Genomic DNA, 25225 nt, shown 5'->3' on the forward strand with positions numbered 1-25225 from the left:
CGCGATATCTATACCCACAACAAGGTGAGATGTAGATATTCTTTCAATGCGTTGATTTTGTTCGGCTGATTGCTTAAACTTCATAGTAAGAGCGCCTCCTTGATGGTGTTGGGTTATTAGACCTTTCGACAAACCCATCATACCGAGGCGCTCCTTTTTTGACAAAGGCCATTTCTTAGGCCCTACAGGAATGTTTAGCAAAATAGCACGAAGTTTACTAACGGTTTCCTTCCATGGTTACTAATGATTTACAGTTGAAGGTATCCTGTGATATTTTTGATAAAATTTTCAATGGGAGGCGTCATGAACAATATACTATCTGTTGTTCTGGATTTAGACGGAACGTTGTTGAATACCCAGCGTGAGGTTTCCCAGCGAAACCTTCACGCTGTATTGGACTGTCACAAAAATGGGATTCAAATCATTATTGCTACTGCAAGACCTTCACGGTCGGTGCGAATGCTGCTGCCAGAAGCACTTCTGCAATTAGGCTGCATGATTTACTACAATGGCGCCCATACCGTAGACTCTTCATACGAAACAGAGGACCATGTGCTGATTGACCATGAAACTGTCTCTGATCTTTATGACGCCATTACCGCCCAAAGTGGTGAGCCTCTAGTTTGCTTTGAAGCGCAGGACGCCATATTCTGTAATCGTTCCTTGGCTTCGAAGCATTTTGATATTCTCGGCATGCCTTCAGACGCTCCGATTCCTACGGTACTGTCCAGAGAAGGAATTAACCAGCTATGTCCTTCAAAGCTGCTGTTTCCCAATGTGCAAAATATTTACACGGAGCTGAAAAGCAGCTTCTCGCACCGGGTTAAGTTAATTCTAACAGATGGAAGCAGGCTGGTTCAGATTATGAATTCTTCCGTATCCAAAGCTGGTGCATTGGGACAAGTTTTGAACCGAAGAGGACTTCATCCGGATCAAGTGATGGTTTTCGGGGATGATTATAACGACCTGGAGCTGTTTGATCTTTGCGGGTATCCGGTGGCAATGGGAAACGCTATTAATGAACTGAAAATTAAAGCCGCACGAATAACGGAGACAAATGACGATGACGGCGTAGCGGCTGTACTTGAAGCGTTACTGCAATCCCGTCGTACAGCAGGATTCTTAAGTACATAAATCAGATTGTTATCAAGAGCAATCTATGGAACTTCTTCCTCGTCTTCTAGATCATCCAAATACATTACAGCCTACCCAATACTCCTTTCTTACAAGTTTTCTAACCACTTAATTAATTGCTTAAGCAACCCTCTAATATTAACTCATATTGGAAGTGTTCTACCCGTTAGCTTAATAAAGAAATGGAGCAACTGCCTTAGCAAACTGCTCCTTGTTTGTTCAACTATAGTACCCGTTAGTTGAACGGTCCTTCGCTGCCCTATTTGCCGTCTATCATACGTGTTAATAGAACCCTAAAGAAAAGGCGTCATGCAAGGGGGATAGTAATTTTAAATTCTGTGCCTTTTTGAGGTCGACTATTGATGGATATAGTCCCCCCTAACGCACGTATTACTTGAAATGAAAAGGTAAGCCCTAGGCCTGTACCATTTGATTTAGTTGAAAAATAAATGGTACCCAGACGATTTTCCTGATCTTTATTCATGCCAATCCCGTTATCCCTAATGATAAGAATGGCATTCTTACCATCAAGTGACAAACTTAACGATACTTTTCCTTCCAAAACCTCCAAACATGCTTCTATCGCATTTTTAATGAAATTAACGATCACTTGCTTAATCTCATCCGGATCAGCCATAATCCAAACAGAGGCTTGCGGTTTTATTAACTCAATCTGAACATTGTTCATATTTCCATACGGTATCATCACATCGATTGTGTTTTGTAGCTGATATAAAAGATCTGTTCGTACCTTCTGTTTATCATGTGGTTTGCCAATGGCAAGGTAGTTAGAAATAACATCCTCCATACGTTTAAGCTCATTAAGACTGATATTGATATACTCGTCCAATTTATTCTTAGGCAAAGTATCGTTACGAATTAATTTTAAAAAACCGCTTACCGCGGTAATTGGATTTCGCACTTCATGAGCAAGCGAAGCTGCAACATGGCCAATCGCTTCATTTTTTTCATTTTCTGTATACTTAATAAACAAATTCTTGTCGGATACTGCTTTGTCAAATAAGAAAGTTAACATCCATATTCCTATCAAGTAAAAGAGCGGAACAAATATTAGATGGGTATACAAATTGCTTTGAACGTAGTCCGGGTCGTAGCCATAAAGAAAAAGTCCCGAATGTATTGAGAAAACAATTCCTGCTATTATCGATACCAACCATCTGCGATTTGCTCGTTTATAAAATCGGCTAAAAATGACAGACATGATAAATGTACTTGTCAATACCATTATCCCGATCCATTTACCTTCCCCACCTAAATACAAACGGTACATGACGAACTCAACTAAAAGAATAATCCCCGTCTGAAAACCACCAAAGATAATTCCAAAAAACATGATAATATGGCGAGCATCAAAAATGTATCCTGTTTTCAAATTCAGGGAAAATGTCATCGCCAAGAACAGCGATAACATACACGTAATAATGATAAAATTTTTATTATAATTTTGTGCTTTATCTCGATAGTAAACGTTAAAACTGACAAATGGCAAAAGGGCGAAGAGAAACTGCACCATGATTTCCTTGATTATGTCCACATTAAAATCTCTCCTGACTGTTCTCTGTTACTTCCAGAAACGCAAATAATGGGTAGTATTCAGACCACTTCTAGAAAATAAGTCCACCACTAGCTATATGTATTATAAATGTTGGAGAATTAATAGAATAGATACTCTTTAACAAAAACAGGAAATGTTCAAGGTGATTATTTGAAAAGCCTAAAAGGGTCTTGAATTGATCTCTAGGAAGAAAAAATGTTCCGAAATTGTTGTTTCCTGGTTGCAATGATCGAATCCGGCTGGTCTCTTCTGTTACATAAAACATGCTATGCAGGAATGGGGCGATAGTAGATTTCCTTTACAACGTGATGTAAAAATGCTACTTTTCGGTACAGAGAATACAGTTTCTTTTCTTATTCCAAATTAATCCTAAATAAATTCAGGCACGTGCCACGATACAAGTTATTGTTTTGGCAAGATAATATGAGGATACACAGACTGAAATGGAAAACAGAGGGGTCTTCGCAAAAGATAAAACCCGAGCGATAGCTTGTTAAGTTTAGCATTAGCTAATCAATGAGCGCTATATATTGGTCGATAAATTATGTGGTAAAGATTTTATCCTGCCGCGCTATCAGGCCATGTGAATGATGATTCGCAAAGGAAAATTAGTATACATCCATGCGCTGGATCGACTCGGTTCGCGAATATTAAGGTATTAAAACTGAAAAACCAGCCCCCTCAAAGGACTGGTTTGCAAGATCGTTTTTTGAGCTATCGTACCCGTTAGCTCAACAGCCTACGGATTTCTGTAATACAGAAATACCTTCCTTTAGGAACGCCTTGTTTTTTTCAATCCCTCTATTTTTACACCAGACAACAGCACTAAAAGCATCGTAAAAATTATAAAAGGGTAGTATTGTTTCCAAATCCATTAGAGGACGAATTGTCGAATACCCCTTTTTATACGAAATTTTATTTTGAGGATTTACTTCCCAAACATATCGACTAATTTTTGTGAAATCTATTTCAGAGGATCCACCCCGTGCACTCTCAAAATCAATAATTCCAACAACCATATTATTATTTATTAGTATATTACCTGGTCGAAAGTCCATATGAACAACACAGGGTCATCAGGATGAGGTAATACTGAGAAGGTACTCTCAAAGTGAGTACTACATTTTTCGAAAAGTCCTCTCTCAAGGACTTCCTTACAAGGTTCTGTAAACTTTTCAAAGTTATTTTTTTATATAAAGTCTCCAATTGTTCTAATTAGAAAATTGAAACCCATCTAATACTTCAACACCATATCCCGGCGTTTTAACTTCATGCAGCGTTGCATGAAATACCCCAATTTGAAATGCTAGTTCATCGTCAATAGCACCTGTACACGGTATACCTTTAATCTCAGATAAAAGTAAGGCATCAGAAACTAAGTCATCCCCACTCCAGAAGTCTAACACTTTGGGAACCGGTAATATCTGTCTCAACATTTCAAGCATACGATATTCAACGTACAGTTTATCCCTATTATAAGGGATCTTCGCATATACAGTTTCTCCACTTGTAAGATTCAGCTTGTATACTTGTGAACTAAAAGACTCAGGAACATTATCTATACTTAAAGGCAAGGTCAACTGAACCTTGCATCAGTTAGTTGTACCTAGCTTGGCTAGGCGCGCCCTGCCCGTTAGCGAATAGAAAACAAAAAGAACGGCATCAATGTAGCCGTTCTCAAAGAAAATGTGTCACTTCTTATGAAAATCTAATTCTTAAAAGATTTAATGCCATATCCTAGTCGTTTAATAAAACGCAAGGAGTAGTCTTTTCTTTTCTTTTTCGAGTGGGCTAATGCCTGTTATACCTTCTGTGCAGCAAGGTCCAGCCATTCCATCTCTGCCTTGGTCAGCTTAATGAGTGAGCCTGCATCGCAGGAATGGAGCTCTTCAGCTGTTTGGGCTCCGATTAGCGCGACGGTTGGAAATGGCTGATTCAGCACATAAGCAAGCGCAATTTGGATGGCGCTGACATTTTTCTCCGCCGCCAGCTGTTTGGCACGCTCTAACCGCTCCCAGTTTCCATCGCTGTAAAATACACGGACCAAATCGGCATTGTCGCGAATCTCCGGGGAGAATCTGCCCGTAAAGAAGCCTCTTGCCTGCGAGGACCAAGAAAGCAGCGGGAACTGCTCATCTTCATGCCAAGCGCATGTTTCTTCATCCGCGGATACGCAGCCTGCCCAGAACGGCTCATTCGCTTTGGCGAGGCTCAGGTTCGGGCTGCTAAACGAGAATCCAACGAGCCCTTTATCCGCTGCATATTCATTTGCTTCCTTAATCCGCTGCCATGTCCAGTTCGATACACCAATCGCTCTCACCTTACCAGCCTGTACATGCTCATTCAGAATATCGATGACATCGCCTGCCGGTACAGACGGATCATCCCGGTGAAGCGCATAAAGGTCGATATAATCGGTTTGCAGGCGCACAAGGCTATCCTCCAAATCCTTCCTTATCGCCTCTTTGTTCACACGCGGGCCGTTTTGATCATGATGCACGCATTTGGTCAAAATAACCATCTGCTCTCTATTGCCCCGCTCCTGCATATAACGTCCGATTACTTCCTCGCTTTGGCCGCCGCAGTAAATATGGGCGGTATCGATCGAGTTACCGCCGATAGCCATAAAGGCATCCAAATTTGCTGCCGCTTTCTCGTAGGCATCATGATAAAAATAATCCGAGCCTTTCATTAAACGTGAAACCTGCTTGGGCGAGCCCTCGATTTTTATATATTCCATGATGAATTTCCTCCTCGGTTATCTGATTATTTATAGCGTGATTCGTGTGCGTTCGCGAGCAGAAAGCAGACATGCGTCAATGACTTTCATATTTTTCAAAGCATCCGAAGCACCAAATTGCAGCGGCTGTCCACCGGTTATGGCCCGCGCCAAATGATCGGCTTGCTCGGTATAGGTGTTCATGAAAGGCACCTCGATTTCCTTGCGCCCGTCTTTCGTGCTCACGTAAAAATTAGCGAGACCAGGCTCGTTCGACAAGTAAGCGGAAGGAACCTCGATCAGCCCTTCCGTGCCGAGCACTTCAAGCGGGTTGCGGAATGCAGCCCACATGCCGCAATCGAATGTGAGCGAAACCGAGCCTTCGAACTCCACGAGGCCTGAAGCCATCATATCGACATCGTCATGCTCCGGCGAAAATAGCGCCTGCACCGTCACGGCTTCAGGCTCCTTGCCAAGCAGCAGACGCGCGGCATTGATCGGATAACAGCCTACATCGTAAATCGAACCGCCGCCCCAATCCTTGCGATATCTGACATTTTCCTTATGACCTGCATTGTTAAAGGTAAACGCGCTGCGAATGCCGCGAACCTCTCCTATTTGTCCCTCATCAATGATCTTCTTGATCATTTCATACCGCGGATGGTATCTGTACATAAAGGCCTCAGACAACAGTACGCCCGCTTTCGCGGCTGCCTCCGCCATTTCATCCGCTTCTTTCTCGGTCAAAGCGAGCGGCTTCTCGCATAAAATGTGCTTTCCTGCTTCTGCTGCCCGAATCGTCCATTCCCAGTGCAAATGGTTTGGGAGCGGAATGTACACGACATCGATGGAATCATCCGCAAGCAGTGCTTCGTAGCTGCTGTAAGCGACAGGGATGTTCAAATCCTCCGCCGTCTTTTTCGCCTTCTCCCCGTCGCGGCTTGCAATGGCCGCAGCTTCATTTAAGTTTGAGAGATGAAGGCCGGGAATAACGGCTCTCTTTGCGATACCCGCGCATCCCATGATGCCCCATTTAAGCTTTTTCGTCGTCATTACTATCGTCACCTCAATTGAAATTTTATGACTATATTGTGATTTCAAGCATAGATAACCGTCACTGCTATCGCTCATAGCAGCATAAAAATTATCGTGATGAAATAAGAATCAATCGGATATCTAACGCTTTCCCCTAGTTTAAAGTAGATTCTCAAAAAATAAAATGATATTATTTTGTTATACATTACAACAATATTGTCATCGAGGTGAACGACATGCAAAGGCAAAGCCATCTGCTTACCCTGCCAAACAATCCTTTCTTCTGCTTTCCTGAATCGGTCGGAAATTACTGGAACCATCCCGACCATTTCACGCTTCGGACGGCAGGCTCGTTAAACAACTTCAATATACATTACGTCGTTTCCGGCAAAGGCTATGTGGAATGGGATGGCAAAGTTCATACGCTCGAGGCAGGCGAGGCCGTTCTCTATTTCCCGCTGCAGAGGCAGCACTACTACAGCAGCAAGGATGATCCTTGGGATATTAGGTGGTTGCATTTCTACGGCAGCGGCTTGCAGGACTATATGATTGAACGAGGCTTTCATAAAAGCCAGCTCTGGACAATTCGCCAGCCTGCCGCATGGGTGCAGGTACATGAAGAGCTGCTCGTCGAGGCGGAAACGCATCGTATGCTGCGACCGACCAAGCTTTCAGCATTAACCTATGCGATATTGAGCGTATTCGTCGAGCAGGCCGTGCCGATTTCAGGCAGCAAGGCAAGCAGCTCCGGTAACCGCATCCTAGAGCTGCTTCCTCTCATGCAGCTGGATGCGGCACAGCCTTTCGTACTTGAGCAATGGGCCGAGCAAGCCGGCGTCAGCCCCTATTATTTTTGCAAATTGTTCCGAAACGTGATGGAAATGACACCCATGGATTTCATCACCCGCAGCCGTCTTCAGATGGCTAAACAGTGGCTTCTCGAACGGAAGGACGCCAATATCGGCCAGATTGCTGCTGATGCCGGCTATCCCAGCGTCAGCTACTTTAACAAAAGATTTATGGAGCATGAGGGCATGACGCCTACCGTTTACCGCCAGCTCTATGGAATTTGAATAGCAATGCAGCAAAAAAAAGAAGCTGCGCTAAGATATGCAGCTTCTCTTCCCTATTCATGTATATGTTCACGTTAAAGCTCCACTAACGAACCTCCGCTGCCCGCTGAACGCAGTTCAGCTTCTATTATTTCCAGCGTGCCGACCGCGCTCTCCGGCGTACAAATCGATACAGCCTGCCCCTTATAAACCGATTCGACGAAATAGTTGATTTGCCGGTAATAGCCCATCTCCTCCGGTAATTCCGCGATAAAGCCCGGTGCATGCTTCGGATTCACCTTCAACTGCCCATTTTCAAAAACGAGGTTTCCGCCCTCGAAATTGACGCGGTAAGTCATCGAGAACCCGTAGTCTCCTTCCAGCGTCCAGTCCGCTTGCGCGTTCAGCACCTTGCCGTCGGGATATATATAATGAGTAGATACCGCATCATAGCCGCTGCCTGGTATGACATTACGGGCAATTGCCGATACCTTATCCGGTTTGCCAAACAGCCAGTGGATCATATCCGCATCATGAATATGCATATCCAGTAAACATCCTCCGCTTTTGCTGCCATCGAGAAACCATCCCTTCGGCGCACCGGAGCCTCTAAAGAAATAACCGCCCGTAACCGCGCCGTAACGCCCATCCTCGACCGCGGATTTCAAATACTCGTAAGCCGGCCAGAAACGTAAGCACTGGCCAATCATCAAGGTTTTCCCCGTCTTCTTTGCGGTGTTTGCCATGCGCCAGCCATCCTCGGAGCTGCCCGCCACAGGCTTCTCGCACAATACATGTATCCCTCTCTCAAGCAGCTTGCAGGTTAAGTCCGCATGCAAATAAGTAGGCAGCGTAATATTCACGATATCGAGCTGCTCGCTTTCCAGCATCATTTCGATGCTTTCGTACAGGCGGTACGGCGTGAGATCGTACACTTCCTGCTCCGTCGCAATATTGCCTGAAGCCTTGCCATCCTTCAACTCCCCGATCAGTAGATCGCAGATGGCGACCAGCTGCACCGGCGCCCCCTCCGCTGCAAGGCGGACATAATTATCGAAGTGCATGCGTCCCATAAAACCAAAACCGATGATACCAACCTTTAGCATGACAGCATCTCCTCTTCACTTCAATTTGTGTTTACTAGCGCTAGCGTCCCAAGATGGCATCCATTGCCCGGGAAGAATTGAAAATGATTTGTTCCGTATGATGCGTGTAAGGCGGGATCATCTCTGCCGTCACATAGTTGTCGTAGCCAGTGGCCTCCAATGCCGCCATGACGGCTGGATAATTCACATCGCCTGCCAATAAATCAACAAAGCCATGTAAGCCGCCCGCAGCGCGGCGGTAATCCTTAAAGTGAACCTTCTTGATGCGGCTGCCCAAAATCCGGATCCATTGCTCGGGGTACCCGTTCTGCAGCGCATTGCCGACATCGAAATACGAGCCCACATAATTGGAACCATGCGCATCAATAAATGTGCGCAGCTCAAGGGGCGAGAGCAGAAACTTGTTCCAAACATTCTCGATGCCGATGGATACGCCTGCGCTCTCCGCATAAGGGACCAATTTCCCAATCGCTTCAAGCGCCCGGTCATAAGCATACTCATAATCGACCGTCTCGCTGCCAGGTATAAAATCAACGCCGACCGCGCCGGGAATGACCAAAATCGTATCGACGCCAAGCGCGGCCGCAAGCTCCAGCTGCTTCTTGCATACATCGATGGCTTTCGCTCTCGTTGCCTCGTTCCCGCTTGTCATGGGATATGACCAATATAAGCCCGTCGCTAATCCGGCAATTTCAAGCTCTGCCTCCGCCAGCATCTCTTTTATCCTCCGAACTTCCTGATCCGATGACGCCAGGCTGAGTTCGCCTGTTTCGTTCAAAGACAGCTCGATGCCGTCAAAACCGGCCTTCTTCGCCAAGCCAATGCAATCCGCGATCGTCGAACGGTCTGCAAACGACCAAATGTTAATTCCTTTTTTCATGGGCATTGCCTCCTATACTAATGGATTAAATCAATGGCAGCTTACTGAATAGCCCTTTACACATTCCTGTGGCAAAGCCTAGGAATCAGACTCTTTTGTCTAATTACGTGCTATTGAAGCTTAACCAGTAATATGTGATAATACCTATATATTAAATGATTAAATCCTAAAATTATTTAGCGGAAAGAGCGATTTTTTGGACAATTCCGTTCTTTTATTTTATTTTCAAGAAAGGAGCCGCTCACTTGGATACCACTGCATCCGCCTTTCCGAAACAGCGCAAAGCCCGGTTCCAAGAATGGTCGCCGAGCATTCATTACGCACAATTCCAAAGCATGCCTACCGGGGTGCTGCCGCAGCGAAGACTGTATGATTTCGAGCTGCTGTACGTCTGCCAGGGCGGAGCGGCCACAAGAATGCATGGCCAACGCTATAAGCTAGACGCCGGCCAGCTAATTTTCTTACCCTCGGGGGTCTATCACCAAAATGAAATTACCTCCGCCTCGGACGCACGTTTTTTGGGGATTCATTTCGATTTCTTTGATGAGCTAGATATCCAGACGGAGGCTGATATGGTTGTAAACGAATCCGATGTCCAGCCTCATAAATTTACTTTCGAGCCGAATGTTGAAGGACTCCCGGCTTTGTCCCAAAATCCGGTATATACGCCCCCTCTCGCATGCGTTCAGCTGATGGAGCAGCTCGTACACGAGTTTACGATGCGTCACCTTGGATATGAGCTCGTCTGCAAGGCGCTTATGCTGAACATATTAGCCCAGCTGCTGTGTTCCCCGCGAATACGCGCTCTTTCTCCGGCTTCGATGCATGGAGGAAAGCTTGTCGAACTAATGGAAAGAATTGAAGCTTCGCCTTCTTCCGCATGGACGAATACAAGCATCGCGGAAAATATGAATTTAAGCGTCGACCACTCAGCAAAACTTTTCAAACAAACCTGCGGCATGCCGCCAAGCGAGTATGTGCAGTCCATTCGACACCGCGAGGCAAGGAAGCTGCTGCGCGAAACGGATCTGTCCGTCGAAGCGGTCGGGGACCGCGTAGGCTACTCCGATATTCACTACTTCAGCCGGATTTTCCGCCGTCTTGAAGGCATTTCACCGCGAGAATACCGGAAGCTGTCGCGTATTTTATAAAGGGTATGACGACTAATGAATTCCTCCTCTCCAGGCGGCCATTCCTTGCTTTACGTAAAAGCACGGATACCGTAAAATAATCGTAATTATTACGTTTAGTTTGCATATCTTATTTATTGCCGACGCAATTAACGTTCATTTATAGGAACTGGAGAGGAATTTAAATTGAAAATCCCCGTTATCGTGCTAAGCGGTTTTCTTGGAAGCGGAAAAACGACGCTGCTCCTTCGCCTGTTAGCAGCAGCCGAAGCAACCGGTTTGCAGACCGGCGTGATTATGAACGAGCTTGGCCAGCTCGATGTTGATGGTCATATTTTGAAGGAATATTCCGGAACGAAGGTTGAGAAGCTCTTGGACGGCTGTGTCTGCTGCAGCAAGCGCAGTGAGCTCGCTTCCAGCATTCAAACCCTGTGCCTAAGCAGGCCTGATGTTATTTTCATCGAGCTGACCGGCGTGGCAAATCCTGAGGAAATCGCAGATGTGCTGACTGAGCCCGAAATCCGTGCGTCCGTTCACTTAAAACAAATCGTTACCGTGTTCGATGCAGAGAACGTGCTGGACTACAACAGCTTTTTTGAATCAGATAGGGCTTTAATCCGGACACTCCGCCGCCAAATGGAAACCGCTGATATTTTGGTTTTGAACAAAACAGATCTCGCATCTGCTGCCAAGCGCAAGAAAATCGGCGAGCTGCTTCTCAAACATAATTCAACTGCTGTTGTAATCCCTGCTACTCATAGTCAGGTTAACCCTGCTCTTATGCTTGCGGATATCGTGAAGGAGGAACGCCAACCCGCCTCGGCGGCCGCTTCCTCCTTCCGGATTTTAAAGCATGCACCGGCCGCAGGTTCCCGTTCCCATTCTTTACATAGCAGCCGCACCGGGCACGTGGACATTGAAACCGCTTCGTTCTCACGCGTTCAGACATTGTCCATATCGCTTGCCGAGGGTATATTTCCAGGACGAAGGGCCGTCGAGAAATATTTGCAAAAAAATAAAAACCAGCTCCTTCGCGCCAAAGGCTACATTCGCCTGCAGCCCAACTCCCCCGTTATGCTGCTGCAGCTGGCAGGAAATCAACTTACATGGACGGAAACCTCCCGTCAGGGAGAATGCTACCTCGTTTTGATCGGAATCGATTTAAACAAACAGGAGCTGGAAGAACAGTGGAGACGCGTAGAACGACTATGAGCTGATTAATGGAACGGCAGCGTAAAGTGCATAAAGAAGGTACCGCTTCAAAAGGTTATTTTTCGCCTTCTTGAACGTTACCTTCTTTTCATTTCATTGCTTAACTCCTAAATTCAAAGCATGTAGACCGCATGGAAAGCTGCAAGCATAAACCGCGTTTGGACAAACTCAAAAGCATAACACGGATGCCGCTCACGTTGTTTTCAACACGCGCGTTATAGTCCGCAATGTCAGCGAACATGCGATTGAAGTCCGCTGACATTTTGCGGCTGAAATAAAGCGACAAATAAATCATTAACGGAATAATAATGAAGGTCATAAGCGCAAGCTGCCAATTGATGCTTAGCATGATGGCAAACGCGTCGGCAAGCGTCATTAATGCGATGAACAAATCCTCCGGCCCATGATGCGCTATTTCACCGATATCCATCAGATCATTCGTCATTCGTGAAACAAGATGGCCGGTCTTGTTGTTATCAAAGAATCGAAAGCTCAGCTTCTGAACGCGGTCGAACAGCTGGTTGCGCATATCCGATTCAATATTAATGCCGAGTTTATGCCCCCAATAGGTGACCACGTAATGCAGGACGGCACTGAAGGCGTAAATAGCTAATAGGCCTATGCACGCATACAAGATCCACTTCCAATTGCCGCTCGGCAGCAAATCATCAACCACACTGTTCACCGCAAGCGGAAAAGCAAGCTCGAGCAATGCTGCCAGAATGGCACAGGTAAAATCTAAAATCAATGATAATCATTATCATTTGCAGCCCGTTAATCGTAAAACAATTGCGGTACAAGGGGCAATGGACAAACGCGAACGGTTTTTTGTATAAAATGAAGCTTCGCTAATTCGAAGGGGTCATGTCATGATTTTATAGAGGCCATGTCCGTTTCTCATCATTTCATGACCTATTGAGCTGTGCTAAAGTAAAAGCAACACAACGAAAAGAGGGAAAAGCAATGACTAGAACGATCCGAATTGGAATTATAGGAAGCGGCGGCATAGCAAGAGCCCATGCTTCAGCTTATAAGAAAATGCCTCTTCATGTAGAGATTGTTGCGGTGGCTGATAGTATACCTGGCAAAGCGCAAGCTTTTATCGACCAAGAGGAGCTTGTTAATGCGACAGCTTTCGAAGATCATAGGAAGCTTCTGGAGCTTGACCTTGACGGCGTTAGCATCTGTACACCGAACTTTGCTCACCATGAAACCTCTGTAAATGCTTTGAACGCAGGCAAGCATGTTCTAGTGGAGAAACCGATGTCCGTCACCCTGCAGCAGTCTATCGAGATGGTCGAAGCTGCTGAACACAGCGGAAAAATGCTTACGGTCGGCTTTCAGCCAAGATATGATCCCAATATGTCATTAATACAAGAGATCGTGCAATCGGGCAAGCTAGGCAAGGTTTATTTTGTAGAAACAGGCGGCGGCAGACGTCGCGGCATGCCTGGCGGTACCTTTATCCGCAAGGAGCTTGCCGGTGCAGGCGCCATGGCCGATATCGGCTGCTATTCGCTCGATATGGCGCTTAATGCCCTTGGTTACCCTAAGCCGCTCACCGTGTCCGCTTACACATCGAACCATTTTGGATCAAATCCGCTTTACCATCGCGAAGCCGCAAATTTTGACGTCGAGGATTTTGGCGTGGCGATGATTCGCCTTGAAGGCGATATCATATTAAATTACAAAACGAGCTGGGCTATGCACATGGATACGCTCGGAGCCACCATGTTTCTCGGCACGGACGCAGGTCTCAAAGTCACTCCTGCGGGAACCGGACCTTGGAGCGGCGTATGGGATGGAAGCGTAGGCAGCATGACGCTTTACCATGATGTCGTAAACCAACATATCCAATCAACCATTCCCGTTATTGACCACGGTTTGAATTTATTTGATGAGAAAGTAAGAGATTTTGTGGCCGCCATCACGGATGATCGGCCGGCACCGATTCCTGGGGCGGAAATTTTGTATAACCAAGCGATTATCGACGGCGTACTCCGCTCAGCGGCAAGCAAGCGCGAAGTTACGATTGAATTGCCATAATACAACTTACTAAAGGGAAACAATAAGAGCAGCCGGGCGGTCAATGACCGTTCGGGCTGTTTTTTTTACAACAAAAAAGCCGTTCTGCGAGAGAACAGCTGTCAAAGTACTTACATCGGTTAAACGGATGATATGATGCCGCGGTTACTGTTCTTCGCAAAGTTGATGATCGACTCATACTGCGTCTTAGCGATACGGCGGTCAGACATCGGAAGGTGAGGGTTTTTAACAATCTCGGCTAACTTCTTGAGCTCCTGCATTTCCGCAGGGGTCACTTTGACCGTAATTTTCCCCACGTGCTCCACCCTCCTTACCATGTTTTGATCTGGAATAGATTCAAAAGCTTTTGGTTTATCAGCTATGGTCATTATACGCAAAAGAAAAATAAACTTGCATGTTATTTTGGCGGCGTTCGCGGATTTGGGTCATCCATTTCCTCCGGGAACAAATCTGCGAATTCTTTGTTTTGCTTACTCTTCAAATAGGATAAGCCTGCATAGCCGGCAAGCAAGGAGCTGCTTATAACTGCGAAGTTATCCGTCGTGTTCGCCATAGATAATGCGGTCTTAGCCAAAATCCCCGTTCCGATGGCAATCAATAAATCGCCTAAAAAACCGAGATCGAAAAAAATCTTTTTCTTCGCGTTGCTGTGGTCCCGGAAGCCGATGACGAAGATCGCGAAATAATAGATACGTTGAATCCACTTGATTAACCAATTCGAAGAAAGAGTAAGCCCATCCTCATCATATTCAATGACGAGCTTTGGCAATTCGATGATCCCGTTTTTGACAAAATGTCCAATTAATCCGCCCACTAAGCTCATGGAAATCGATAAGCCAAACACTTCAACGAAGGCTTGAAAGCTAGAAATGACCATTGCCCATGACCACCCTTCAACAACGCATTAAGCTTGGCAGCACGTTATCGCGCTACTTTCACTTTATGTCGCGGTTTAAGGGTTCACGACTATTTTTTTTGCTGACCCTCTTCGAAAAGTTCAAGCAGCATCGTTGGGATCGAGCCTCTTTGATTGCCCATGAGCAGCCGAATCATCTCATCCCCCAAATCATTTTCGCTTTCTTCCTTGATTTCTTCGATTTCGTTATGCAAGCGTTCCATTTTCTTATCCAGTGCTGCCGCAGAATCTGCAGCTTCTTTCAATTCTTGTAAGAGGTGAGGCGGTATTGCATGCTTATACTTATAAAAAATCTTGTGCTCTAAACTAGCCCAAAAATCCATAGCAATCGTGCGTATTTGCACCTCTACGCAAACATTCTCGCGTCTGTCCGATATAAACACAGGTACCTCGATGAGAAGATGGAGGCTTTGATAGCCATTTGGTTTAGGATTCTTGATATAATCCTTGACAGCCAGCAATTTCAAGTCGCTTTGATTTTGCAGCATATCGCTTATCCGGTAGATATCGGAGATAAAGGAGCAATTAATTCGCAGGCCGGCGATGTCTTTTATATGATCTCGAATGCTGGTAAAAGTAAGATCGCTTTGCTTTCTAAACATTTTTTCAATGATGCTCTTTGGTGATTTCAACCGTGAGCTTGTATGCTCGATGGGATTATACTCATGCAGCAATTGAAATTCCTCTTTTAAAATTTCAACTTTCGTTTCCAGCTCTTGCAGCGCAAATTTATACATCATCAAAAACCGTGTAACTTGCTGCTTTATTTCTTTCATCTTATGCATTTGATCCATCGCCATGCTTTTGTGATCCCCTTCCGATTCCTGTGGGTTTTGATCATTGAATGAAGACCTGCTAGCTATCAAGCAGCTTGAAAATGCGTTTTAAATGCTGCAGGTCCTCATTGGAAATGCGCTCGCTGATATATTGTATAATAGCTTCGTCTCTTTCTTCAAAAGATTCGATATATTTTTTCCCGTCATCCGTAATGGCAAGAAGCACGACGCGTCTATCCTCATCGCAGCGCAATCGATGAATTAAACCTCTCTCTAAGAGCTTGTCCCCCATAAGCGTAACTCCGCCCGCAGTAATAAATAGCAGTTCAGCTAACTCCGTTGATTTCATAGGACTTTTTCGATTCAAAAATTGAAGCATTCTTGTTTGGTTTATAGAAAAACTGCAATCGGAGCCTTTATGCCACTCCTCTCTCAATTTCTTATATACACTCTTCAAAATCGGGTATACTACCTTCCACTCCACATCGTTGTTCATGCTGCACCTCTTTTCTTGTACAGGATTGACTTCTGCAGTTAATCATTACTATAATTACTTTGGTTACCTAATTAATTTATAAAATATATTCACCGAGGTGAATCGAATGAGCGGAGATAAATACGCTAATCTGACGGATCTTATAGATGTTTTTCAACGTTTCGCTAAAGCGGACTGGCGTAAAAAAACGATGTGGGGCGGTCTAAAAGCGAGCGAAATTAGAATGCTCGCTTGTGTCAAGCAGAGCAATGACAAAGTTGGAACGGGTACTACGGTAACGGAGATCAGCAAAATCCTGCAGGTCACGTCCCCTACCGTTACGCAGATGCTCAACAGCCTTATTGCAGCCGGTTACGTGATAAGAACAGCGGATAAAACCGACCGCAGAATAACCGAAATCACATTAACAGATAAAGGCGATCAGCTGGCCACCAAGGCGATCGATCGTTTTCATTCCATTTTCAAAGGCATCATTGACCAATTGGGCAAAGAACAATCCGACCAGCTGATCGTTATGCTGAATCAAGTATTCGAATATCTCAAGTCTGCGAACAATGCAGAGGATCAATAAATACAGAAAGAGGATTTCACCTGCTGCAGCAGCTGCAGGTGAAATCCTTTCTATAAGAGCCGCTCTCAAGCATTGAGAGCAGGCTCTTTTTTGATCAGCTCTGTTTGTTCCGCTTCGACTTTGGCTTTCATGTCATTCGAGGAGCGCAAAGGAATTTCCTTCAAGAAAAGAACAAGAACGAACGCTACGACCAAGAGTGACATGCCGAATAAAAATACAACGGTTAGCGAATCGCTTAATACCGAACGAACCATTTCGATAATATGCGTAAACATAGGCTGAACTTGTTCAGGGAGCGTTGCATGCAGCTCCTTAAGCTTAGGTTGGTCAAGCAGCATTTGCGGATTCAAGAAACTCGAAAGCTGCTTTGCCGTTTCGGGATCTACCTGCGACAAATCCGGACCCTCGCCTGCTTTTACGGCAGCCTCCAGCTTGCTCGACATCGTCGAGTTCATCACTGTACCCATCACCGCAATTCCGATTGTGCCGCCTAAGTTACGGAACAAGGTTGCAGTTGCGGTTGCCACGCCAAGCTGTGTCGGAGCAACAGCATTTTGAACCGTAAGCGTGAATACCGGCATTGAAATCCCAAGCCCGATACCGAAAACGATCATCGCCGCGACCGCAACTCCAACATTATTCATAAAGGCCATCAAGAGCATGCCGACAACCATAAACGGCATCCCTGCGATGGCAAAACGTTTGTACTTGCCTGATTTAGAAATCCAACGTCCGGACATAGTGCTCAGGAAGATCATCGCGATCGACATCGGCATATTGACAAAGCCAGAGTTAGTAGGGGAAATTCCGAGAACGCCCTGCACGAAAAACGGCAGGTACATCATTGCGCCCATCATTCCGGCGTTCATGAGAAAACCAATTGAATTGGAAATCGTTACGATACTGTTTTTAAACAGCGATAACGGTAAAACAGGGCTTTTTGCTTTACGTTCCACAAGCAGCAAAATAATTAAGAAAACGATGGAAGCTGCAAGCAGGCCAATAATCTGAGAGGAGCCCCAATCATATTTGGTTCCTGCCCACGAGAAACCTAGAAGCAGCGAAATCAACATTAACGTTAAGAATAAAGAGCCAAGGTAATCAATCGATTCCGACGTCTTCCTTGCTGTTTTCGGAAACATCGACCATATCATCCCGAATGCTACGAGGCCAAGCGGCAGGAAGATCCAGAAAATCCATTTCCATGCGATATGATCGACTAAAAAGCCGCCGAGTGTCGGTCCAATAACGCTCGAGAAACCAAAAACTGCCATCATGATGCCGGTCCATTTGGCTCTCTCACGCGGAGCGAACAAATCTCCGACAGCGGTAACCGTAGCCGACATGAGGATACCGCCGCCTAAACCTTGAATGCCGCGGTACGTTATCAATTGAAAAACCGTGGTTGAAGTTCCGCAGAGAAACGCGCCGATAATGAAAAACACAATACCCGCTAAGAGAAAAGGTTTCCGTCCATAAATATCGGATAACTTCCCCACAAGTACGGTTGCTATCGTAGAAGTGAGCATATAAATCGTGATTACCCAGGTGTAATACTCAATGCCCCCTAAAATCGCGATAATTCGCGGCATTGCTGTACTTACGATGGTCTGGTTGATTGCAGCGAAGAACATAGCTGCCATCAGAGCAATCATAATGGTTAACTTTTTCTTTTGTGTCAAATGCTCCATATGCCCTGCACTCCTAATATTTATTTATTATGGCCAATTGGCAGCCAGACTACTTAAAACATTTAATTAGGTTGCCTACCTATTTTATAATGATACAATAACTTTAGTACTAAAACAACTGCTAAATCTTTGATTTCGCTATCACAAAAAAAACTGACAAAAACGCAAAAAAACAAGCCTGAGCAACCTCTGGCTTGTTTTTCGCTTCATAATATGTTTGATCAAGATATGACGAGTCCACCGTCAACTCCAATGATTTGACCCGTGATCCAACCTGAATCCGCATCCGCTAAATTCACGATCCATCGTGCTACATCATCCGGCTCACCACGTCTTCCCAGCGGAATTATCTGACGCTCATGTTCTTTAACTTCATTAATCTGCTCGTCAGTAAGTCCCATGCGGTCGCGAAGGAACGCAGTTTCGACAGGTCCGCTCGCGACCGCATTTACACGAATGCCCTTCGGAGCGAGTTCAAGAGCCCAGCACCGCGTCAGATGTTCCATAGCAGCTTTGCTCGCTGCATACAGTGATAAGCCGGCCGCTGCTTTACTGCCATAAGTACTTGAAATATTGATTATCGAACCTTTGGTTTCTTCTAGATGAGTGATCGCTGCTGCGGCAAGCATTGTAGGCCCAGCCACATTTACAGCGAAAATATCATTTATTGATTTCAAGTTTGCATCGATAAGCGGCTGTATGACACCACTTCCAGCATTGTTCACGATTAAATCGAGTCGCCCCCAATGTTCAATTGCGGCTGCAACCGTTCTGGTCGCAGACTCCGGATCACTTACATCCGCCGTAAAAGCCTTAATGTTCGGGTCACTAGCGGCAATCTCCTCCAACGGGCCCGTTTTACGACCGGTAATGAGCACTTTTGCCCCCTTTTCTACAAATAACCGTGCCGCTGCCAGTCCGATACCGGCACCTCCACCTGTGATGATTACAACCTTGTCTTTTAACATGTTCATGTCTCCTTAGAATTTAAATTATATTTCATGCTTAGTGCCACTTAGCTTTTCGATAGCTTTTTTGTAGACCCGCAGCCATTTCCAGCTTCAAAGCACATACATAAACAATTAATGAATTAATAATTAATCAATTAACTATTACTCGAATCTGTCCTATAAAAAGGACAGAAAGTCATATTTCTTAAAACAACTTTTTCAACAGGTCTTTCAACTGATTCTGTTCTTCCTGAGTAAGTTTATTACCTACATTTTGAAAGATAGTTTGTTCATATACAGGCCACACATTCAAAATAATCTCATGACCTTCTGGTGTTAAACTGACTAGAATTCTTCTCCTATTGGTTGGGTCGAAATTCCTTCGGATGCGGCCAGCTTTCTCCAGAGCATTTAATAAATTGCTTATATTTGCCCTCGTAACAGCAAGGTCGTCGCTTAACTCGGAAGGAACCATCGCTCTGCCGCTGGATTTGAGTGCAACGAGTACACACCACCGCCCCAATGTCAGATCAAACTTTCCTAGTTGTTCCTCCAATTGTTGGACCAAATGATGATTTGTTTTATAAAGTGTAAGAAAAACATTTACCGACAGAATCGGTTGTTCAAAAGGACTCCATTTTTCAATACGACATGACCTCCTGCTATATAGTTAATCAGTTAACCATTCATACGTTAACTATAATTTATCGCAAATCATATTGTCAAGTGCGTAACATCAGGAAACGTATCTACAGTTTTGAAATAAGTTTGTTAGCAGACTAGAGCGTTCTAAGAGGTAAATGCTGGTACATGTCACAAATTAACGTCGCCAAGCGTTTTATTGGTAACATAACAAAATATATTTAGGGGAACTTCTAAACAATGGGGAGGATCGAAGATATTATGAACAATAGCAGGTTTGACGACAAAGCAAGGTTTGTGAACCAGTTCATGTATGCCCTTACGAGTGGAAACTCTGAATCACTTTTGGAATTGATTACTGAAGATGTTGTGTTAATTGTTGACGGAGGAGGGAAAGTATTTACTTTAATCCGTCCAATATACAGCAGAAAACTCATACTCGTTATTTTAAATGCATTGGCATTAACAATATTTCTCAGATCCAAAGCACAGTCAGTCAAGATCAATGGACAACAAGGGATATTAATCACAAAAGAAGACATTCCAATCGGGGTCATTAGTTTTGATCGGGAGCCCCAAACTACGATGGTTCAAGGAATATTCATTATCGTGAATCCGGATAAATTAAAACATATAGGCTTAAACAAATTTTCATAAAATCCCCTTTTGGGAACCTAAGAATGGGATCAAGTTTTGACAATGCCCAAAGGCACGAACTTGATCCCTCATCTTAAAGTAAAAATCGCCCTTATTTTGGGAACTAACATTCTTATACTTGCTGTTAAATCTGAATATGATGCGGCTACTTTATTTGGAATAGCCGCTTATCCTACATGCTTCAGCTTATCAGGGTTTCGAACAACATATAAGTTTTGAATCTTATTCTCCTCGATATGAAGCATCGCCACCGTATGAATGCCCTCGCTTGATCGAAGAATGAGTCCGGGTTGTCCATTTATTTGGCCAATTTCAATTACCGGGATTCCTTCTTTCATAGAAGCCTGGCGTACCGGACCAAGAAGAAACTGCGCAACGAGTTCCCGCGTTTCGATCGGATCGACTGCGGCAGTTACTTTGCCTCCTCCGTCTGAGACAAGGATAACGTCCTGATCAAGCATTGATAAGATTTGGTTCAGGTTTCCTTGCTTGAGCGCCGCCATGAAGCCATGAACCCACTCGCTGTTGGCTGTTTCCGTATGAACAAGTTCTTCTGACTCAATTCCCATCTTTGTTCTCGCACGGCTAAGCAGTTTCCGGCAATTCACTTCGCTTTTTTCAATGAGCACAGCGATCTCGCGATACTCGAAGCTAAGCGCCTCATGAAGGACAAAAACAATCCGTTCAGTAGGAGATAACTTTTCTAGCAGCACAAGCATCGCATACGACAAGAGATCGTCTTGAATGACCGAGTCCATTGAATCAACTTCAGAACTAAGAAAGGGCTCTGGCAGCCATTCACCATAATATTGTTCCCGCTTCTTGCGGGCTGACTTGTGTAAATCCCTACAGCGATTCGTGACCATTTTGCAAAGATAAGCTTTCGGCTCAGTCAGCTTCTCAGGCGGTACGTCATATATCTTTAGAAAAACGTCCTGTACAACATCCTCCGCATCAGATACTGATCCGGTTAGCTGGTAGGCGAGCTTAAACAACAGCCCTTTATACTGATTGTACAATTCTTGCATCATTCCACCTCCAATCTTATTCTTATACACTCTATTCTCCTTAGAATAAGGGCCTTTCATTAAACGAGATGAGGATCGATTTTGTGACAAACGCAAGTCCTTGCTTATATCGATATCATTTCATACTTCGTTTTTAATATGTATAGCTAGAAAAGATTGTTTAGATACTTCAGTAATCCAATCAGGAGCCGTATCTTTTCCAATTCTTGATACCCGCTTGCTTGTCACGAAATGAATCGGAGCATCGTTATATGTTCAAGCTAGGATTCGAATGGGAGAAAGACCGCCTATCTGAGCGAGATTTGAAAATTGATCAGCCCTTATATATGGGCTACAAAACTAGGAGGATATACATGAAAATTGTAGTTATTGGCGGGACTGGACTTATTGGAACAAAACTTGTAAACAACCTTCGTAAGCTTGGCCATGAGGTATTGGCGGCATCGCCTTCTGCTGGCATAAATGCCGTTACTGGTGAGGGACTTGCTGATGTCCTTAGCGGTGCTCAAGTTGTCGTAGACGTGTCGAACTCTCCTTCATTCGAGGATAAGGCAGTCTTGGAGTTCTTCGAAACGTCCACTCGAAACCTCCTTGCCGCTGAAGCGGCTGCCGGAGTGAAACATCATGTTGCGCTATCGGTCGTTGGTACAGACCGCCTGCTCCAAAGTGGTTATTTCCGTGCGAAGAGGGCCCAAGAAGACCTAATCACGGCTTCAAACATCCCTTATACAATCGTCCGCGCGACGCAGTTCTTCGAGTTCGTCGGCAGCATCGCCTATGTGGCGACAGAAGGGGAAATTGTCCGTCTGCCTTCCGCTCTTACGCAGCCTATCGTTTCGGATGATGTTGCAGCCGCGTTGGCCGATTTCACACTTGAGGAGCCAGTGAATGGCATTGTCGAAGTGGCTGGTCCAGATCAGATTCCTCTCGACCAACTCGTTCGACAATTCTTGAGCGCAAATCAAGACACACGCCAGGTGGTCACAGATTCCAACGCGCTCTACTTCGGATCAGCAGCGGTGAATGATCAATCTCTCGTTCCAAGCGATAGCAACGCACGCATTGCCTCGACGCGCTTTGAGGATTGGCTCAACCGTTCCACTTCTAAAGTGTAATGCCGTCTAGTTCAACTCATTAATCGTCTCTTCCAAGAACCCTGCAAAGGGTTCTTTTTTTGCCTTTGGGAAGTGCGATATTCAATATCAGACCATCTCGTTAACGAATGTAAGCCGCCCCTAATTTCCATAAGGACGGCCCATAGTGTTGTTTATTTTTTTTGCTCATTACAGCCTTATGCCTTATGGCTGAGAATGCTTTTTACTATGCATCTACGCCGTTGTAGACGAGGATTTACGCTCATCGAGCTTTGCCTTCATCCCTCTTTTTCCGCTGAAAGCACTGAAAGAAAAATAATAAATGCAAACAATAACAGCTGCCAGAATAGCTAGAGTAAAAAAGATATTGCTGTAAACATAAGCTCCGTTATACACAGCCACCGGATTCAAATGAAATGACGTTTCCTTTGTGTCCAGCAGCTTGCCAATAACGCTTGTAGACATCGCGCCAGAGATAAAATTGAGCAAGGACATTAATCCCATCCCTACACCAATTTGCTCCTTGGTGAGCGTTCTGGAAATGGTATTAGACATGGCAATTTGCATAAACGTTTGACCCGTATTACCGAATATCAGCAGAAACAGGATAAGATATGGCGATGCTCCCACAAAAATTGAAAGCAAAACGAAGCAAACAAAGCTGAGTGAAATTGCCGTGTACACTAGAAATGAATTGCCCTTCTCATCCGCCAGCCTGCCTCCCCTGCGTCCCAAGAATGCGGAAGTAATTGCAGCCGGAAACATGATTAGACCAATGACTGCTGGAGACAATTGATTTAATCCGGATAGAAACTGCGGCGTTACGAAAGGCATGCCAAAGCTTAATGCGGTTGCGAGAAAGGTAATAAATAAACCCATGGAATACTTCTTATTGCTAAATAGCTTTGGATGGATAAAAGGATCAGCTGCTGTCCGGATGCGAATAATGAACAAAATTAGCAGCACGGCCCCGCCCAGCGCGAGCAGCCACTCCCCAAGTGAAATCGCAAGCAGCGATAATGCGACTGCTCCGCCTAGCAGTATTCCTCCCAAAAAGTCGATGTTTTTCGTGCTGCCTTTTTGGTTATCCAAATATCTCCGAAAGAATGGCAGTGCAAGCAGCGGGATCAGCGATAATAAAAACAGAAACCGCCAGCTCGCAAAGGTCGTGACTAGACCTGCTACTATAGGAGCCAACGCAGTTCCGAGGGCAAGACCTGCGGCAACGGTACCGAGTGCTCTGCCCCGCTTCTCCGGCGTGAAGTAACGAACAGGAACAATCATTGCCGTGGCGGGAATAACAGCCGCACCGCTGGCTTGCAAAATTCGTCCAAGCACAATCATCCAATATTCAGTAGCTATCAGCCCTACGACAGAGCCAAGCGCAAAGAAAATTAGTCCGAAGGTTAATAAATCCTTCAATCGATATTTGTCGGCAAGCTTACCGTATGTAACGGAGCCTACGGCGTAAACGATCATATAACCCGTTAGGAGCCAGCTGACCTGCGAGGGCGTGATGCCAAACTCCTTGCTGATGACAGGCATAACCACATTAAACATCGAAGCATTCATAATCGAGAAGACTAACGTAAATGCTAAAATAGGCATCAGCTTCTCGCCATTGTTTTGTACGACTGCGGCTTCCATTTTCTAAACATCCTTTCTTTTTTTAAAATAGTATATCGTTTGAATTCAAACAAAATTACAAAAAAATTTAGCAGGCACCTTCGCTATTCGTAAGCTTTTATAATTTTTTTCAATAAATCATGAAGGGTAGCTGTTTCATCCTTTGTTAGAAGCTGATTCGATTTATCCTTTGCCTGCTGAACGGCGTGGGTAGTTAGCTTGTACATCTGTAGTCCTTCATCCGTCAAGAAGATACGTTTCATTCTGGCATCTTGCTCATGCTCGCGGCGGACTACCCATCCGCGTTTCACCATGCCATTGATTATGCTGGTTACACTCGACTTGTCGATGTAAAGAAGCTTCTCCAAATCGGCATTCATCGCCCCGGGTTTCATCGCAAGCAAATGAAGCGACTGCGATTGCTGGGGGGTCAAGCCAAGCGGACGAAGAGCGGTTTCGATTTCACGGCGAATGTTGATGAAGGCGAGCTTAATCAATAAGGTACTGCTGTCCTCTTGCTCCCAAGGAAAACGGGTGATAAAGGATTCTCGGCCCATGCGGAGTCTCACCCCTTAAATTAGTTTGAATTCAAACTAATAATAAGATGGAACAATCGATTTGTCAATATCGATTAGATTTCAACCTTTATGTCACTATACATGACATATAACCATATAAAAATAATGAGAATACATTAATTTTGAAAAATTAACAAAAAACAATGATTGTATGTTATATTATATAACATAATATATCGCATTGATCAGAAAGTTCTTCACCTTTTAATTGCTTGCTTTCCGTCATATGGGCACCATTGAACAGAGTAGATAGCAAATCAACCGTCCAATCCTGATTTTTCCCTAATATAAAGCTATCAATCTATTGTTT

At 44.8% G+C, this 25225-nt stretch carries 24 protein-coding genes and 2 pseudogenes; 8 read left to right on the forward strand and 18 right to left on the reverse strand.

Annotated elements, in window-relative coordinates:
- Window positions 1-303: 303 nt before the first annotated feature.
- Window positions 304-1134, forward strand: coding sequence for an HAD family hydrolase (locus tag RCO25_RS26845; RefSeq protein WP_308999150.1), 831 nt, complete (start codon window positions 304-306; stop codon window positions 1132-1134).
- 307 nt (window positions 1135-1441) lie between these two features.
- Here the strand turns inward: RCO25_RS26845 and RCO25_RS26850 are convergent, their stop codons facing one another.
- The 5 genes and pseudogenes from RCO25_RS26850 to RCO25_RS26870 all read right to left on the reverse strand — a co-directional run bounded on the left by RCO25_RS26850 (window position 1442) and on the right by RCO25_RS26870 (window position 6482).
- Window positions 1442-2689 carry an ATP-binding protein gene (locus tag RCO25_RS26850; protein WP_308999151.1) on the reverse strand — a complete coding sequence of 416 codons (1248 nt, stop codon included), beginning with the start codon at window positions 2687-2689 and terminating at the stop codon, window positions 1442-1444.
- 752 nt (window positions 2690-3441) lie between these two features.
- A pseudogene (locus RCO25_RS26855) lies at window positions 3442-3771 on the reverse strand (phosphotransferase); the annotation flags it as partial.
- A gap of 150 nt (window positions 3772-3921) precedes the next feature.
- Entirely contained in the window at window positions 3922-4284 is a 363-nt protein-coding gene (locus tag RCO25_RS26860) for a phosphotransferase (RefSeq protein ID WP_308999152.1), read from the reverse strand.
- Window positions 4285-4511: 227 nt separating this feature from the next.
- Window positions 4512-5450: an aldo/keto reductase gene (locus tag RCO25_RS26865; RefSeq protein WP_308999153.1), complete on the reverse strand. Its 939-nt coding sequence runs from the start codon at window positions 5448-5450 to the stop codon at window positions 4512-4514.
- 30 nt (window positions 5451-5480) lie between these two features.
- Entirely contained in the window at window positions 5481-6482 is a 1002-nt protein-coding gene (locus tag RCO25_RS26870; protein WP_308999154.1) for a Gfo/Idh/MocA family protein, read from the reverse strand.
- A gap of 218 nt (window positions 6483-6700) precedes the next feature.
- Here RCO25_RS26870 and RCO25_RS26875 point away from each other — a divergent pair, with 218 nt between their 5' ends.
- A complete protein-coding gene (locus RCO25_RS26875) occupies window positions 6701-7537 on the forward strand; it encodes a helix-turn-helix transcriptional regulator (protein WP_308999155.1) in 837 nt (278 codons plus the stop codon).
- A 74-nt stretch (window positions 7538-7611) separates the two neighbouring features.
- Here RCO25_RS26875 and RCO25_RS26880 read toward each other — a convergent pair whose 3' ends face one another.
- Window positions 7612-8622, reverse strand: a complete 1011-nt coding sequence (locus RCO25_RS26880) for a Gfo/Idh/MocA family protein (protein ID WP_308999156.1) — start codon at window positions 8620-8622, stop codon at window positions 7612-7614.
- A gap of 40 nt (window positions 8623-8662) precedes the next feature.
- Complete coding sequence (locus tag RCO25_RS26885; RefSeq protein ID WP_308999157.1) at window positions 8663-9502, reverse strand: sugar phosphate isomerase/epimerase family protein; 840 nt, start codon at window positions 9500-9502, stop codon at window positions 8663-8665.
- A 245-nt stretch (window positions 9503-9747) separates the two neighbouring features.
- On the opposite strand from RCO25_RS26885, the gene RCO25_RS26890 reads away from it, so the two are divergent.
- Both RCO25_RS26890 and RCO25_RS26895 read left to right on the forward strand, forming a co-directional pair.
- Complete coding sequence (locus RCO25_RS26890) at window positions 9748-10653, forward strand: helix-turn-helix transcriptional regulator (RefSeq protein WP_308999158.1); 906 nt, start codon at window positions 9748-9750, stop codon at window positions 10651-10653.
- A 165-nt stretch (window positions 10654-10818) separates the two neighbouring features.
- Window positions 10819-11844, forward strand: a complete 1026-nt coding sequence (locus tag RCO25_RS26895) for a CobW family GTP-binding protein (protein WP_308999159.1) — start codon at window positions 10819-10821, stop codon at window positions 11842-11844.
- Window positions 11845-12019: 175 nt separating this feature from the next.
- On the opposite strand, the pseudogene RCO25_RS26900 reads toward RCO25_RS26895, so the two are convergent.
- A pseudogene (locus tag RCO25_RS26900) lies at window positions 12020-12592 on the reverse strand (ABC transporter transmembrane domain-containing protein); the annotation flags it as partial.
- Window positions 12593-12807: 215 nt separating this feature from the next.
- Between RCO25_RS26900 and RCO25_RS26905 the strand changes: the two are divergent.
- Complete coding sequence (locus RCO25_RS26905; protein ID WP_308999160.1) at window positions 12808-13890, forward strand: Gfo/Idh/MocA family protein; 1083 nt, start codon at window positions 12808-12810, stop codon at window positions 13888-13890.
- A gap of 119 nt (window positions 13891-14009) precedes the next feature.
- Here RCO25_RS26905 and RCO25_RS26910 read toward each other — a convergent pair whose 3' ends face one another.
- The 4 genes from RCO25_RS26910 to RCO25_RS26925 form a co-directional block, all read right to left on the reverse strand.
- Complete coding sequence (locus RCO25_RS26910) at window positions 14010-14186, reverse strand: hypothetical protein (RefSeq protein ID WP_308999161.1); 177 nt, start codon at window positions 14184-14186, stop codon at window positions 14010-14012.
- A 101-nt stretch (window positions 14187-14287) separates the two neighbouring features.
- Window positions 14288-14767 carry a hypothetical protein gene (locus tag RCO25_RS26915; RefSeq protein ID WP_308999162.1) on the reverse strand — a complete coding sequence of 160 codons (480 nt, stop codon included), beginning with the start codon at window positions 14765-14767 and terminating at the stop codon, window positions 14288-14290.
- Window positions 14768-14856: 89 nt separating this feature from the next.
- Window positions 14857-15606: a GTP pyrophosphokinase gene (locus RCO25_RS26920; protein WP_308999163.1), complete on the reverse strand. Its 750-nt coding sequence runs from the start codon at window positions 15604-15606 to the stop codon at window positions 14857-14859.
- Between the two features lie 55 nt (window positions 15607-15661).
- The gene (locus RCO25_RS26925; protein ID WP_308999164.1) at window positions 15662-16078 is read right to left on the reverse strand and encodes a MarR family winged helix-turn-helix transcriptional regulator; all 417 of its coding nucleotides are present in this window, start codon (window positions 16076-16078) and stop codon (window positions 15662-15664) included.
- A 106-nt stretch (window positions 16079-16184) separates the two neighbouring features.
- Between RCO25_RS26925 and RCO25_RS26930 the strand changes: the two genes are divergently transcribed.
- The gene (locus RCO25_RS26930; RefSeq protein ID WP_308999165.1) at window positions 16185-16649 is read left to right on the forward strand and encodes a MarR family winged helix-turn-helix transcriptional regulator; all 465 of its coding nucleotides are present in this window, start codon (window positions 16185-16187) and stop codon (window positions 16647-16649) included.
- A gap of 65 nt (window positions 16650-16714) precedes the next feature.
- On the opposite strand, the gene RCO25_RS26935 is transcribed toward RCO25_RS26930, so the two are convergent.
- The 3 genes from RCO25_RS26935 to RCO25_RS34930 all read right to left on the reverse strand — a co-directional run bounded on the left by RCO25_RS26935 (window position 16715) and on the right by RCO25_RS34930 (window position 19858).
- Window positions 16715-18340, reverse strand: a complete 1626-nt coding sequence (locus tag RCO25_RS26935) for an MDR family MFS transporter (protein ID WP_308999166.1) — start codon at window positions 18338-18340, stop codon at window positions 16715-16717.
- Window positions 18341-18561: 221 nt separating this feature from the next.
- Window positions 18562-19308, reverse strand: a complete 747-nt coding sequence (locus RCO25_RS26940; protein WP_308999167.1) for an SDR family NAD(P)-dependent oxidoreductase — start codon at window positions 19306-19308, stop codon at window positions 18562-18564.
- A gap of 187 nt (window positions 19309-19495) precedes the next feature.
- A complete protein-coding gene (locus tag RCO25_RS34930) occupies window positions 19496-19858 on the reverse strand; it encodes a MarR family winged helix-turn-helix transcriptional regulator (protein ID WP_374992172.1) in 363 nt (120 codons plus the stop codon).
- Window positions 19859-20172: 314 nt separating this feature from the next.
- On the opposite strand from RCO25_RS34930, the gene RCO25_RS26945 reads away from it, so the two are divergent.
- Window positions 20173-20589, forward strand: coding sequence for a sigma-70 family RNA polymerase sigma factor family protein (locus RCO25_RS26945; protein ID WP_308999168.1), 417 nt, complete (start codon window positions 20173-20175; stop codon window positions 20587-20589).
- 167 nt (window positions 20590-20756) lie between these two features.
- Here the strand turns inward: RCO25_RS26945 and sigJ are convergent, their stop codons facing one another.
- Window positions 20757-21617 carry an RNA polymerase sigma factor SigJ gene (gene sigJ, locus RCO25_RS26950; RefSeq protein WP_308999203.1) on the reverse strand — a complete coding sequence of 287 codons (861 nt, stop codon included), beginning with the start codon at window positions 21615-21617 and terminating at the stop codon, window positions 20757-20759.
- A gap of 353 nt (window positions 21618-21970) precedes the next feature.
- Between sigJ and RCO25_RS26955 the strand changes: the two genes are divergently transcribed.
- A complete protein-coding gene (locus RCO25_RS26955) occupies window positions 21971-22732 on the forward strand; it encodes an SDR family oxidoreductase (protein WP_308999169.1) in 762 nt (253 codons plus the stop codon).
- A 213-nt stretch (window positions 22733-22945) separates the two neighbouring features.
- Here the strand turns inward: RCO25_RS26955 and RCO25_RS26960 are convergent, their stop codons facing one another.
- Together RCO25_RS26960 and RCO25_RS26965 are read right to left on the reverse strand one after the other, a co-directional pair.
- Window positions 22946-24358 carry an MFS transporter gene (locus tag RCO25_RS26960; protein WP_308999170.1) on the reverse strand — a complete coding sequence of 471 codons (1413 nt, stop codon included), beginning with the start codon at window positions 24356-24358 and terminating at the stop codon, window positions 22946-22948.
- Between the two features lie 83 nt (window positions 24359-24441).
- Window positions 24442-24894 carry a MarR family winged helix-turn-helix transcriptional regulator gene (locus tag RCO25_RS26965; RefSeq protein ID WP_308999171.1) on the reverse strand — a complete coding sequence of 151 codons (453 nt, stop codon included), beginning with the start codon at window positions 24892-24894 and terminating at the stop codon, window positions 24442-24444.
- Window positions 24895-25225: the final 331 nt, after the last annotated feature.

It is taken from the genome of Paenibacillus sp. LHD-38, assembly GCF_031157315.1.
In the GTDB taxonomy this organism is placed as follows: domain Bacteria; phylum Bacillota; class Bacilli; order Paenibacillales; family Paenibacillaceae; genus Pristimantibacillus.